At 46.3% G+C, this 14,202-nt stretch carries 12 protein-coding genes; 9 read left to right on the forward strand and 3 right to left on the reverse strand.

Going from position 1 to position 14,202, the window contains the following annotated elements:
• The 7 genes from ABDW16_RS30520 to ABDW16_RS30550 all read left to right on the forward strand — a co-directional run.
• Positions 1–426 (forward strand): glycosyltransferase family 2 protein (locus ABDW16_RS30520; protein ID WP_343675182.1); only part of this gene is annotated, 426 nt, incomplete at its 5' end.
• A 13-nt stretch (positions 427–439) separates the two neighbouring features.
• Positions 440–1,468 (forward strand): NAD-dependent epimerase/dehydratase family protein, encoded by a 1,029-nt coding sequence (locus tag ABDW16_RS30525; protein WP_343675184.1) that lies wholly within the window; start codon positions 440–442, stop codon positions 1,466–1,468.
• On the forward strand, positions 1,468–2,601 hold the full coding sequence (locus ABDW16_RS30530; RefSeq protein WP_343675186.1) for a glycosyltransferase family 4 protein: 1,134 nt from the start codon (positions 1,468–1,470) through the stop codon (positions 2,599–2,601). The genes ABDW16_RS30525 and ABDW16_RS30530 overlap by 1 nt, the downstream gene beginning before the upstream one ends.
• 13 nt (positions 2,602–2,614) lie before the next feature.
• Entirely contained in the window at positions 2,615–3,382 is a 768-nt protein-coding gene (locus tag ABDW16_RS30535; protein WP_343675188.1) for a methyltransferase domain-containing protein, read from the forward strand.
• Between the two features lies 1 nt (position 3,383).
• Positions 3,384–4,592: a glycosyltransferase gene (locus ABDW16_RS30540; protein ID WP_343675189.1), complete on the forward strand. Its 1,209-nt coding sequence runs from the start codon at positions 3,384–3,386 to the stop codon at positions 4,590–4,592.
• A gap of 121 nt (positions 4,593–4,713) precedes the next feature.
• Positions 4,714–6,231, forward strand: a complete 1,518-nt coding sequence (locus ABDW16_RS30545; RefSeq protein WP_343675191.1) for a bifunctional GNAT family N-acetyltransferase/carbon-nitrogen hydrolase family protein — start codon at positions 4,714–4,716, stop codon at positions 6,229–6,231.
• Positions 6,231–6,524, forward strand: a complete 294-nt coding sequence (locus ABDW16_RS30550; RefSeq protein WP_343675193.1) for a thiamine-binding protein — start codon at positions 6,231–6,233, stop codon at positions 6,522–6,524. Before ABDW16_RS30545 ends, ABDW16_RS30550 begins: the two co-directional genes overlap by 1 nt.
• Here ABDW16_RS30550 and ABDW16_RS30555 read toward each other — a convergent pair.
• Positions 6,521–7,717 carry a putative sulfate exporter family transporter gene (locus ABDW16_RS30555; protein WP_343675195.1) on the reverse strand — a complete coding sequence of 399 codons (1,197 nt, stop codon included), beginning with the start codon at positions 7,715–7,717 and terminating at the stop codon, positions 6,521–6,523. The genes ABDW16_RS30550 and ABDW16_RS30555 overlap by 4 nt on opposite strands.
• Before the next feature lie 213 nt (positions 7,718–7,930).
• A complete protein-coding gene (locus ABDW16_RS30560; protein WP_343675197.1) occupies positions 7,931–9,169 on the reverse strand; it encodes a nucleoside recognition domain-containing protein in 1,239 nt (412 codons plus the stop codon).
• A gap of 149 nt (positions 9,170–9,318) precedes the next feature.
• On the opposite strand from ABDW16_RS30560, the gene ychF reads away from it, so the two are divergent.
• On the forward strand, positions 9,319–10,422 hold the full coding sequence (ychF, locus tag ABDW16_RS30565) for a redox-regulated ATPase YchF (RefSeq protein WP_343675199.1): 1,104 nt from the start codon (positions 9,319–9,321) through the stop codon (positions 10,420–10,422).
• Positions 10,423–10,574: 152 nt separating this feature from the next.
• Here the strand turns inward: ychF and ABDW16_RS30570 are convergent, their stop codons facing one another.
• Positions 10,575–13,325: a TonB-dependent receptor gene (locus tag ABDW16_RS30570; RefSeq protein WP_343675201.1), complete on the reverse strand. Its 2,751-nt coding sequence runs from the start codon at positions 13,323–13,325 to the stop codon at positions 10,575–10,577.
• Between the two features lie 438 nt (positions 13,326–13,763).
• Between ABDW16_RS30570 and ABDW16_RS30575 the strand changes: the two genes are divergently transcribed.
• Positions 13,764–14,202, forward strand: a 439-nt coding sequence (locus ABDW16_RS30575; protein ID WP_343675202.1) for a hypothetical protein, incomplete at its 3' end; no start/stop codon positions are given.

Genomic DNA, 14,202 nt, shown 5'->3' on the forward strand with positions numbered 1-14,202 from the left:
GTATCAGGTCCTACCTGGTGTGCACATGGCGCTGCCATGATGGTAAAACGTGAAGTGATTGACAACGTAGGCCGCTTTGCTGACAAATTCTTTATCTACTATGAAGAAAGTGACTGGTCTGCCAGAATACTGCGCGCCGGCTACAAGATCTATTATAATGCAAACGGACTGATCTTCCACAAGGAGTCCATCACCATGGGTAAGGAAAGCGCTATCAAAGCGTATTACCATACACGTAACCGCATTCTCTATATGCGCAGGAATACCAATAAACTGCAGCTGGCTGCGTTCCTCTGCTTTTTTGGTTTCCTTACGTTTCCCAAGGCGGTGCTCACTTACACCCTGAAAGGACAGTTCAAACATTTACGGTCTTTTGTCAAAGGCACCTTCTGGAACCTCACTACATCAAGTTATTCACCTGTATAAAAAAAACTTAATTATGTCTAAAATAACATCACTCGTTACCGGCGGTGCCGGCTTTATCGGTTCACATGTCGTAAAACATTGCCTGGCAATGGGACATGAAGTAGTTGTACTGGATGACCTCAGCGGAGGCTTCGAAGATCATATCCCTGCAGGTGCAATATTCGTTCAGGGTTCTGTATCTGACGATCAGCTGGTGACCAGTCTTTTCGAAGAATACCGTTTTCAATATGTATACCACCTGGCGGCATATGCAGCTGAAGGGCTGAGCCACTTCATCCGCCGTTTCAATTATAACAACAACCTCATTGGCAGTATTAACCTGATCAATGAGTCTATCAAGCATAAAGTAAAATGTTTCGTATTCACCTCTTCCATCGCGGTATATGGTGCTGGTCAGCTGCCTATGCGCGAAGAGATGGTGCCAATGCCCGAAGATCCATATGGCGTGTCTAAGTTCGCTGTAGAGCTGGACCTGAAGGCAGCACACGAAATGTTTGGCCTGAACTACGTTATATTCCGCCCGCACAATGTGTATGGTGAAAACCAGAACATCGGCGATAAATACCGCAACGTGATCGGCATTTTCATGAACCAGATTATGCAGGGTTTGCCACTCACCATATTTGGCGATGGCGAACAGACCCGGGCTTTCAGCTTTATAGACGACGTAGCTATTCCGATTGCAAACAGTGTAAACATTCCCGAAGCTTACAACGAAGTATTCAACATCGGTGCCGACAAGCCTTATACAGTGAATGAACTGGCCAAGGTAGTAGGCGCCTGCTTTGGTGTAACGCCGGATATCAAATACCTGGCTGCACGTAACGAAGTTATGCACGCTTACTCTGACCACACCAAGGCCCACAGCGTATTTGGCGAAGGCAGCGGCGTTTCCCTGCAGGACGGCATTGCCCGCATGGCAGCATGGGCCAAAGAAGTAGGTGCACGTAAGAGCAAGGAGTTCGAAAACATTGAGATTTACGAAAAACTGCCACAGGGCTGGGAAAGAAAACAACCTCAGCCCGAAGGCGTTCCAGCATAATGAACAACACACCTAAAATAAAGGTATTACAGGCCATCCGCCAGGGACTGATAGGCGGTGGGGAATCCCACGTTCTCAGCCTGGTGGATGCCATGGACAAAGAGCGCTTTGAGCCGGTGGTGCTGTCTTTTACAGATGGACCTATGATCACGCGCCTGCAGGAAATGGGGATACGCCATTATGTAATTCCTTCCCTGAAAGCATTTGACCCTTCCTGCTGGAAACGGGTCAAAACGCTGATTCAGGACGAACAGATTGACATTGTTCATGCACACGGTTCCCGTGCTGCCAGCAACCTGTTCATTCCTACCCGCATGAGTGGCCGACCTTTGCTGTATACTATCCATGGCTGGTCATTTCACGATGATCAGCCATTTCTGCAAAAACAGTTGCGGGTATGGTCAGAGCGATTACTCACCAGCGGTGCAAAAGCGAACATTTCTGTCTCTGCATCCAACAGGGAAACAGGAATGAAACATTTCCACAGTTTTCGCTCTACGGTGATCAATAACGGAATTGACCTGGATAAATTCAATCCCGACCTGGTAAAGAAAAACATCCGTGAGGAATTGGGCATTCCAGCCCAAAATACCGTGATAGGGTATATTGCCCGTATTACCATTCAAAAAGATCCTTTGACCCTGATACACGCCTTTAAACAGGTACTGGCGCAGCATCGCGACATTACCTTACTGGTGGTAGGAGAGGGGGATATGAAAGCAGAGATGATTGCACTGGCAGCAGCACAAGGCATCGCCAGTCAAATTGTATTTCTGCCATTCCGCGGCGACGTGCCGGCATTGTTACAGGCAATAGATATTTATTGTTTACCCTCCCTCTGGGAAGGGCTGCCCATAGGGCTGCTGGAAGCCATGGCCATGCGAAAGGCCGTGATCGTAACAGCAGTAGATGGCTCCAAAGAAATTGTAGCCGACAGGCAAAACGGGCTGGTAGTGCCTGTGCGCGACCCTGCAGCACTGGCTACGGCCATCAGCACCTTACACACCGATGTGCCATTGCGTACATCCTTACAGCAGGCAGCTGCTGCTACCGTGAATCAGCATTATTGTGCAAAAGGCATGACCCGGCAGGTAGAAGACCTGTACAGGGATGTGCTTGATCATCAAAATTAACCGGATACGAATCATGACTACTACAATTACATATGAATACGACAGGATCGCTGACAGAAAGCGGCTTGATTTTATCAGTGAGGCACTGCAGGGCAAGGCTAAGGCCGATGCCAGGGTGCTGGATGTAGGCTGTGGCAATGGTGTGATCAGCCGTCACCTGGGCAAACTGGGTTTCAATGTACTGGGTATTGACGTGAGCGGGCAAACGATTGCCCGTGCCCGTGCCCTGAATACATTGCCCAATGTATGGTTCGACGTGATCAGCGCAGAAAAACTGGTGGCCCAGGGCGATACCTTCGACGCCATCATTTGCAGCGAAGTGCTGGAACACCTGCAGGATCCGTCTTCCTTACTGAAAGTACTGTACCAGTCATTGAAACAGGATGGTGTACTCATTGTCACCGTTCCCAATGGCAGCGGCCCCCGCGAATTGTTTGTGACACGCCCCGTATTAAAAATGCGTGAAAAAAACAGCTGGCCATGGAGAATGGTGGTCAGTGTCAAAAAAGCGCTGGGCTACACAGGAACGACTGTGCAGTCTGCCGCAGATAACCTGGATCATGTGCAATTTTTCAACAAATCGGACCTGGAAAATTTGTCTGCACAAAACCATTTTCGCATCGTACGTTTTGGCAAAGCTAATTTTATTGAGGATGTATTCCCCTTCTCATTTGTAGCGAAAAAGGTACGTGCATTACAGTGGCTGGACTGTAAAATCGCCGATGCATTGCCCTACCGCTTTACGGGAGGGTTCTTTTCTGTGTGGGAAAAAGCGAATTAATATGTGGTCAATTCTCTTCTACTGCTTTGCAGCTATACAGCTTTTGCTGGCAGCCTACCTGCTCCAGCCTACCTTTCTTTTGCTGATTTTTGGCATAAAGAAATTTTTTGGCCTTCTCTTTGCAAAGAAGAAAACAAATACCCAACCACCGGGACAAAATTATTCTTTTGCTGTTATCATCACAGCGTATAAGAATCTGCAGCTGGTTCCACCCCTTGTAGATTCAGTACTCAGGCAAACCTACCGCCACTTCAAAGTATATGTGGTAGCGGATGGATGTGAGCATGCAAACATCGGATACAATGATGACCCACAGGTGAAAGTATTACTGCCAGAAGTACCCCTGAATGCAAAGATCCGTTCCATCGACTATGCAATCAATCACTTTGACGCTGACCACGATGTAATGATTATTCTGGATGCAGACAACCTCCTGCATCCTGATTACCTCGAAGTGCTGAACGGGTATTTCAATAAAGGTTACCGCGCCGTACAGACCAATATGCTGGCGAAGAACAACGACAACGTATATGCACAACTGGATGCAGCGGGCAACTATTTCAGCAACTTCATTGACCGGCGTATGCGCATGGAAATGGGCCTGTCTGCCAATATATGGGGACTGGGTATTGCGATCGAAACTGCCCTGTACAAGCAGGTGATCTATCGCAATTTCCTGGGTGGATTTGATAAGAAGATCCAGGCAGATATCGTGAAACTGATTCCACAGCTGGCCTATGCAGAAGATGCGAAAGTATACGATGAAAAGATTGATAGCGGCGATGCACTGGAAACACAACGTACCCGTTGGATCAATGCTTACTTTAAATATTTTAAATACGGTTGGGATGTGCTCCTGACAGGTCTGAAGCGTGGCAGCTTTAACCTCGTATTTTTCGGGTTCAATTTACTGCGCCCGCCATTGTTCCTGCAGGTAAGCGGTGCGGCCTTCTTTGCGCTGGTGAACTATTGGATCTCTCCCTTGTGGATGCTGGGCTGGTTAGTGGCAATGGTATTGTTCCCCCTGTCTTTCCTGGTTATTGTAGCAGTGATGAGTACGGATAAGAAAGTGGTCAGCGCGTTGTTTTACCTGCCTGCATTTTTTATCAGGCAGGTGAAGGCATTCCTGCACATTGGCAGGGCAAATAAAGCATTTTTACAAACACAAAATAATAAGGTAATATACATACAGGATCTCCTGAATCAATAGTCTCTCTCTCATACTTAAGGAAAACCCCGCAAGCTGGCGGGGGAATATGCGAAAATCAGCAAAAAGGGTGTATCGTAATGATACGCCCTTTTTACTTAAATTGCCTGTAAATAGAGAGACCATGTCAGAAACCGTAGAAATAAGGCAATTGACAGCAGAAGATTATATTGATTTAAAGGAATCTATGTTGAAGGCCTACCCGGATATGGCGGGCAGTTACTGGCGGGAGCCTACACTGCGCAGGCTGATAGAAGTGTTTCCGGAAGGGCAGATCGCCATTACTGTGAATGAAAAGGTAGTAGGCTGTGCATTATCCATTATCGTGGATTATGGAAAGTTTGGGGATGAACACACCTATGAGCAGATTACAGGGTATTATACATTTAGTACGCACAATCCTAAAGGAGACGTTTTATATGGTATAGAAGTCTTTGTCCATCCCGATTTCAGGGGTAAGCGACTTGCCAGGCGCCTCTATGATGCCCGTAAGAACCTGTGCGAGCGATTGAACCTGCGAGGTATTGTAGCCGGCGGCCGTATTCCGAATTACGAAAAATATGCGGATCAGCTCACGCCCCGTGAGTATATTGAGAAAGTAAAGGACAAGGAGATCTATGATCCTACACTCACCTTCCAGTTCTCCAACGACTTTTTAGTAAAGAAAATACTGAAGAACTACCTGCCGAATGATGAAGCCAGCAGGGGATTTGCCACGCTATTGCAGTGGTATAATATCTACTATGAAAAAGATAATGATACCATTCGTTATAATAAATCCACTGTTCGCATCGGGTTGGTGCAATGGCAGATGAGGGATTATGGCAGCCTGGATGGTTTCCTGCAGCAGGTAGAATACTTTATAGATGCCGTGAGCGACTACGGATCTGACTTCGTAGTATTCCCTGAATTGTTCAATGCCCCACTGATGGCTGAATTCAACCAGATGGATTCCGCGCAGGCGATCAGGGGAGTGGCGAAATATACCGAAGAGATCAGGAACTGGTTTGTGGGCAAAGCGGTGGCGTACAATGTAAATATTATTACGGGGAGTATGCCCATTGTGATAGAGGATGCCCTGTATAATATTTCTTATCTCTGCCGCAGGGATGGTACCTTCGACCACTATGTCAAGATTCATCCTACCCCGAGCGAGGTATATGCATGGGGTATTAAAGGTGGAAACGAACTGCGGGTATTTGATACAGATTGTGGAAAGATTGGTATACAGATCTGCTATGATGTGGAATTCCCGGAACCATCGCGCTTATTGGCCGAAGAAGGTATGCAGATTCTCTTTGTACCTTTCCTTACCGATACGCAGCACGCCTTTAACAGGGTACGGTTCTGTGCACAGGCGCGTGCTATCGAGAATGAATGTTATGTAGCGATGGCAGGTTGTGTGGGTAATCTGCCCAAGGTAAATAACATGGATCTGCAATATGCACAGAGTGCAGTGCTCACACCGTCTGACTTTGCCTTTCCGGTAACGGGTGTAAAAGCAGATGCAACCGCCAATACAGAGATGGTGGTGATTGCAGATATTGACCTGGTATTGTTAAAAGAGTTGCACGCCTTTGGCAGTGTGCAGACCATGAAGGATATAAGAAAAGATCTTTACGAAGTAAAATGGAAAAAATAATGGAACACACGATTAACGTAGCTTTACAGATTTTGCCAACAGTACCGGCTGATAAGGTATATGCCACAGTAGATGAGGCCATAGCTGTTATTCACAACTCTGGCCTCAAATACCGGGTATGCCCGTTTGAAACAGTGATAGAAGGGAAGTATGATGAAGTAATGGCGGTGGTACGGCAGGCACAGGAAGTATGCTTCCGGGCCGGTGCATCACAGCTGTTGTGCTACATCAAAATGCAGATCAAAAAAGATGCGGATGTATACATTGATGACAAGATGGAAAAATATGATTAACCAAACACGAGGTAGGCAATACCGAGTGTAAAGAAAATATTGAACACCTGTGCGATGATGAAAGCCATGGCCGGGCGTCCTCTTTCCATACTAAAGATGTCAGTGAACTTTGTTTCCAGTCCTATGCAGGTGAAGGCTAAGGCAAACCAGTAGGTTTGTAATTCTTTGATGCTACCTTTGATGGTGGCCACCAGCGTAGGACTGAGAGCAAAGGAAAAGAGGAGGGAGGCGAGAATAAATCCTAAAACGAATTTAGGAAAACGCTCCCAGATGGTTTTCAATGTTGGCTTTTCGTAACCGGCCTCTTTTTTGGAATAAGACCAGTATAAAGAGATAAAGAAGGCAGCTAAGCCTAACAACACATTCTGTGAGAACTTCACCAGTGTGGCATATTTCAGGGCTTCTTCGCCCAGCATGGTGCCGGCGGCCACTACTGCACCGGAAGTATCGATGGTACCACCCAGCCACGCGCCTGCTACAGCAGGCGACATGCCTGCCCACTTTGCGATGTATGGCATGAAGAGCATCATGGGAATGGCCACAATCAATACCAGTGAAATAACATGAGAGAGTTTCTTGTTGTCTCCCTCAATCGCACCTGCAGTGGCGATGGCGGCAGATACCCCACAGATGGAGACTGCGCTGGATATCATCATCCTGAATTCATCATCCAGACCTAGTTTTTTACATATCCAGAAGCTAAAATACCATACGGTAAATACAACGGCTACGGATTGAATAATACCAAGTGCACCGGCTTTTACAATGTCCTGGAACAGGACGGTACATCCTAATAATACCAATCCTATTTTGATATAAAGCTCCGTTTGAATGGCAGGTTTTAACCAGGCGGGTACGCCGATGGTGTTGCTGATGATTAACCCAAGGATCAGGCTGAAGAGTACGACTTCTATGCCGTAGCTTTTCATGATCGCGGTGTTGGCAACGATCTGGGCAACGAGGGTAATTAATACGACCACTATTAATGCGGGTAGTAATTTTATAAAGTCAGCAGTGCTGCGGCTTAGTACTTTTGCGATGAACAGGCTGGCAGCTACCCATATGAAACCCGAGAGGGTTTTGGTAAGGAGAGCGGTTCCGGGAAAAGGTTTGAGACCGAAGCTGATAATGGCAATTGTCAGGAACGCTATGATGACAGCGATCCAATCCTCGTGGATTTTCTTAGTAAGCATGTATAAGGTTTTTTCGTAAGTGGTGGTGCCGGTAAGATAGTAAATATTTTTTCAGGTAGTATGTTTCAAGTTTTTGGTTAGTATCTTTCTTGTTTTTAGGTAAGTATCGTTGCTGTATTCGGATAGCATATTTCTTGTTTCAGGTAAGTATCCTTCCTCTTTTCAGGTGATACCCTCTCTCTATTTTTACATCTTTGCCGAAGGCAAATGCCCCTATTTATGCCAAAAGAAAATATACCCTATTATAATCGCCCCTATCAACCCCACCACATCCGCAATCAACCCACAAGTCAGCGCATACCTCGTCTTCTTAATATTCACCGATCCAAAATAAACCGCCAATATATAAAACGTAGTCTCCGTAGACCCCTGTATCACACTCGCCAGTTTCCCCTGAAAAGAATCCGCTCCATAATGATTAATCGCCTCCACCATCAGGCCCCTCGCCGCCGAACCACTAAAAGTCTTCATAATCCCCACCGGCAGCACCGGCACAAAATCCGTATTCATCCCCAGCCATGCCACCACACTACCAATCGCATTCGTCACATAATCCAGGCAACCGGTATTCCGAAAAGCACTAATACCCACCAGCATAGCCACGAGGTAAGGAATAATCATCACAGAAGTCTGGAACCCTTCCTTGGCACCCTCAATAAACACATCATAAACATTCACCTTTTTAATAAACCCCAGGGCGAGGAAAGAAGCAATAATAGAAAAGATCACCAGCCCGCCAATTAACCCCGTATAAGTAGCTATCTGCTCCGCCGGCAGGTTGTGCATAGCATAATATAAAATAGCCAGTAAGCCCCCGAAAATGCCTAAAAATACCAATACCGGCAATTTAAAAAGGTTCAGGCGCTGGTAGATGGCTACGGCAATCATACCCGATATAAAAGAAACAAGCGTACCAATCAAAGTAGGTATAAATATATCAGCCGGATTAGCAGCATGGGCAGCCAGTCGTATAGCAATCACCGATGTAGGAATGATGGTAATCCCGGCAGTATTGAGCACCAGGAACATAATCTGGGCATCACTGGCGGTATCCTCACTTTTATTGATTTCCTGCAATTGCTTCATAGCCTTCAGGCCCAGTGGAGTAGCCGCATTATCCAGCCCCAGTGCATTGGCACTGAAATTCATCAGCATAGACCCCATGGCTGGGTCGCCCTTTGGAATGGAAGGAAACAATTTTGAAAAGAATGGCGTCACGCCTTTGGCAAAAAGATCGATCATCCCTGCTTTTTCCCCCACCTTCATAATACCCAGCCAGAAGGTCATAATCCCGGCCATACCCAGGGAAATCTCTGCCCCCGTTTTGGCACTGTCGAACATGCCTGTCATGACGGTAGAGAACACAGCGGTATCTCCTAAAACGATCAGTTTAAAGAGTGCCACTACAAAAGAAACCAGGAAAAAAGCCAGCCAGACGTAGTTTAAAGCCATGAATTTAGATTGGTTATATAAGTAATCCGGTAAATGTAATCAATTTTTCACCCGGCTGCAAGATGCCTTCTTTTGTCCAGAAGAGCCCGCAGGGCAAAACTTATTAATTAAGTTAAAAAAGTACTATCTTCGCGCAAATTTTTTAAAAAATGGCGTTACAAGCAGGAATTGTTGGATTACCGAATGTGGGAAAATCGACATTGTTTAATGCGGTGAGCAACAGCGCAAAGGCGCAGGCTAGCAACTACCGTTTTTGTACTATTGAACCAAACGTAGGACTGGTGGATGTACCGGACGAAAGGCTGACCAAGCTGGAAGAACTGGTAAAGCCAAACAGGGTAGTACCTACTACCATTGAATTCGTAGACATCGCCGGCCTGGTAAAAGGTGCCAGTAAAGGGGAAGGTCTGGGAAACAAGTTTCTCGCCAACATCCGTGAGGTAGACGCCATTGTGCACGTAATTCGTTGTTTCGAAGATGACAACATCCTCCGCGAAGAAGGTGCCATCAACCCTGTCAGCGACAAGGAAATTATCGATACCGAACTCCAGCTGAAAGACCTGGAGAGTGTGGAAAAGAAAATCGCCCGTACTGAAAAAATGGCGAAAACCGGTGGTGATCCGAAAGCTAAAAGAGAATACGAAATTCTGAAACAATGCCAGGAACATCTGGAAAAAGGTAAAAATATCCGTGAACTGGGGCTGAGCAAAGAAGACCGTACTGCCATCGCAGACCTGTTCCTGCTCACAGAAAAACCAGTATTGTATGTAGCCAATGTAGACGAGGCCAGCATGCACACCGGCAATAAATATTCACAGGCACTGCAGGAAGCCGTAAAAGCTGAAGGCGCGCAGGTAATCGTAATGAATAATACCATCGAAGCGCAGATCTCTGAAATGGAAGATCCTGCTGATAAGGAACTGTTCCTCTCTGAATACAGCCTGACTGAACCCGGCCTGAACCGCTTGATTCGTTCTGCTTACAGCTTGCTCGAACTGATCACCTACTTTACCGCAGGTGTACAGGAAGTAAGGGCATGGACCATTCACAAAGGCTGGAAAGCTCCACAGGCAGCAAGCGTGATCCACACGGATTTCGAAAAAGGATTCATCAAGGCAGAGGTGATCGCCTATGCTGACTTCGTTAAATTTGGTTCAGAAGCGGCAGCAAGAGATAACGGCCGCCTGAGAATTGAAGGTAAAGAGTATATCGTGGCAGATGGAGATGTAATGCATTTCCGCTTCAATGTATAAAAGATGCTTCACGGCCTCCATGGCCGATGAGGGTTACAACAAAAGACGCCCTGGGCCAACTGGTCCCAGGGCGTCGCCTATTTTAAGCCTTTTGTTTTTTTCTGAAAATGGCTTTCACTCCCGTTAGCGAATTCCCGCTTTCCTGCATGTTTTTATTTCAGCAAATCTTCAAAAAGCAAAGAAATATAATAAATACCCCCTGCCTTCGGATTCCCAAACGACGTTTGGTAATAATGATTCGTAATATTCGAACCACCTACCTTAATCGTCGCATTCACCTTTGGAATTCTATAACTTACCTGCGCATCCAGTGTACCATACGCCGCTACCTCACCCTGCACAAAACTGCTATTCCACATGAACGCATCCTGCCAGCGATACACTACATTAAATCCAACATTTTTATACACATTCCTATTTGACAAACCTACATTGAAACGATATTTAGGTGTATTAAATGAATTGGACAATGTCTTTGAATCTTTCGTGATATCATTGTAAGATACATTACCTGTAAGGGTCCATTTACCAATCAGGTAATCCAATCCCAGTGCACCACCCTGTGTCACCACATCAGAAGGATTGTTTACATAAGTTGCAAAGATATTTGCCCGGCTGAATGAAGGATCTGTAGCCAGCGGTTGTGTAGGCTGAATCAGTACCAGGTAAGAGAGGAAATTTTTATACCTGCTGTAATAGTAATATGCATCTATCAGCAGGCGGTTATTGATCAGGCCCTTATAACCAACTTCGTAAGAGCTCACACTTTCTGGTCTGAACTTGCCAAAGGTATACGCTTCCAGTTTGGATGGATCGCCGGTGGCGGCATATTGTTGTACACTTGCCTGTGTATAGCCTTTTGTATTATACAGGTCATACTTTGCAATCAGCGAAGGCAGGCCACCAATCAGCCTTGTACGGGAACGGATGGGCAGATCGATATACTGGTCCTGGTTCGTTGGATTGCGGTAAGCTGTCTGGAAAGAGAGACGGATATTGTGCTGTGGCGCTACTGTAAACACACCTGAGATGCGGGGTGTAAACCGGCCATCAAAGTTTTCATTCTTGTCGTAGCGTACAGAACCTGTCAGCTTAATCCTGTCATTCACCAGTTTTTTACCCACCTGTACAAAGCCACCGTATTCATTGATGCCAATACGGCCGTTGGCATCGTCAAAGATAGTCCCGTCAGAGTTCAGTGAGTAATGACGGAAACTGGCACCAGCCTGCAATTCCAGTACTTTCACATGATCGGTGAAGTCATAGAATCCTTCGTAGTGATACAGGTTGGTTTTATCATTGAATTTGGCACCGTTACGGTCAGTACCAAATCCGATATAACGACCGGTAATTGTCTTCTTCGCTTCGTTGAATGTAGCTGTTCCGGGCACTAACCGGTTTCGGTCAGCATATGCGCGGGCAATGGCGTGTGCTTCTGCATCTGTCTTTGCACCCGGCGCACCCGGAAATACTCCTAGTCTTGCCTGGTTGTATACAGTGGCATATTCTGCAAACCAGCCACCGGTCACATTGCCATTGGCATCGTAGGTAGCACTTGGGTTATAAGCTTCGTTGAGCAGGGTACCCAGTGCAGTTGCGTTGTAGGCTTCGCCGGAACGTTCCTGGGTGGTATATGCTCTTACAAAAAAGCGTTTGCCTCTCAGTTCCACTTTATACTGTCCCATATCAAAATTGCGGAGCGAATAGCGGTCGGAGCCGGTATATACCGTGGTACCTTTACCCCAGTTTCCCTGGATGATACCTTCCAGGTTATCTGTGAAGCGGTAGTGAACGGCACCACTCAGTTTTAAGCTTTTAGTACCGTAGTCTACCAGGTCTTTTTCCCGGTAACCTGTGCGGGATACAGCCACTCCATTCAGGTAACCAGCGGTGGAGCCATAGGTAGTGGTGATTTCATCGCCGTACACATTCACCCCGTCATAGTTAGGATCGGTGGCGTGCGAGAAACCGGCTTTGGTTTTACCATTCAGGCGGTCATAGTTGGTAGAATCCAGTGCCTGCCAGTCATCCGCCTGCAGGTAGCTCACGTTCAGTTTAAAGGCAAAGCGGCCTAAAGCCTTTGCATACCGGGCAGCCACGTCCGGGATAAAACCTATATAAGGTTGTTGTTGTTTACCCACATGGTTGATACCACCCTGTAAGCGCAGGCTCAGTCCCTGGTATTCAAAAGGGCTTTTGCTGGTCATGAGCAGGGTACCGTTCATACCCCCGGCACCATACAGGGCAGAAGATGCACCAGGCAGTAATTCTACCGAAGCCACATCCAGTTCGGAGAGTCCCAGAATGTTTCCCACAGAGAAGTTGAGACCAGGTGCCTGGTTGTCCATACCATCTACCAGCTGGTTAAACCGGGTGTTTCCATTGGTATTGAAACCACGGGTAGTTACGGTACGGAAGGTAAGGCTTTGCATACTGGTTTCTACGCCTTTCAGGTTGGGAAGTGCGTCGTAGAAATTGGGGGTAGCAGTTTCCCGGATAGCGGTAGCATTCAGCTTTTCGATAGATACAGGAGAGGTAAGGATAGATTCTGAAACACGGCTGGCAGCCACTACCACTTCCTCACCCAGGATTTCGGTGGAGCTCAGCTGTATGTTATTACTTTCTTCGTTCGAGACCTGTATCTGTTCGCTTTTGAAACCTACGGATGAGAAAATAAGTGTGAGCGGCAACGATCGGGACGTGGTGAACTTATAATGGCCGCTGCCATCGGTGATGGTCCCCGACAAAGAACCTTTTAAACTAACAGAAACACCGGGTAAGGGTTCGCCGGTAGTCTTATTGGTTACGGTGCCGGTAATGGTCTTTTGCTGGGCGTATGCTACTGTAAAAACCTGTACTAACAGCATACAGCACAGACTGGCTTTGAGAAAGCAGTTCTTCATATAGTGGCGATTTTGCGATTTTGATTGACGGGGTGTATAATTTTAATTGAATATAGGTAAATTATGTTAATAAAAACAAAAAGAAGGGCCCTCAATATCCACATCTGGATACGTTTATCACTATTTGAACCCCGGGTTATTTCATGATAAAATATCACAACGCAGCATTCCATTTTTTGCAACTAACCGTTCCTACAACCTCAATGGCACTACGCTGAATATTCACAATTAAAACAGCCATATAAGTATCCTTAGGTAAAGGATAGCATACTCTTACTACCATCAGTGCACCATAAGTACATTAAAAGTACATTTCTATATCGATTCGATATTGAGGTGTAGATTAAGTGGCGTATTAGTACTCATTTAGTGTTAAAGCTTCACTATAGTTTGGGTGAGATTATTAATATTAATCTTGTAATCCCAAAAACAAATTTTATGGCTATTGTTAAAGACAATATTCTCCTTCAACTCGTCCGGGGTTCGCTGGGCGATCAGATCACGATTTACGAAAGGAACGGGCAGATTATTATGGCCAAAAAACGTGGCCCGTCAAAGAAGAAGCCCACAAAAAAGCAGCTGGAAGCGCGGTATAAAATGCGGGTCGCGGCGGCTTATGCCATGGTGATCCTGGAAGATCCGGAACTGAAGGCTTATTATAAGTCGCTGGCAGGCCCCGGGCAGAATGCTTATAATATGGCGGTAAAGGATGCTTATAAGTCTCCTGAAGTGCAGCATATCCGGTTCGAAGAAGAAACTGTGATAGTGACTGCGAAAGACGAATTCAGGGTAGCAGAAGTGCAGGTACGAGTAGTGGATGCTGCAGGCGGTATGCTGGAAAAAGGGAAGGCGGTTTTAGGCCGGAATGGTGTGGACT

It is taken from the genome of Chitinophaga sp., from assembly GCF_039596135.1.
Lineage (GTDB): Bacteria > Bacteroidota > Bacteroidia > Chitinophagales > Chitinophagaceae > Chitinophaga.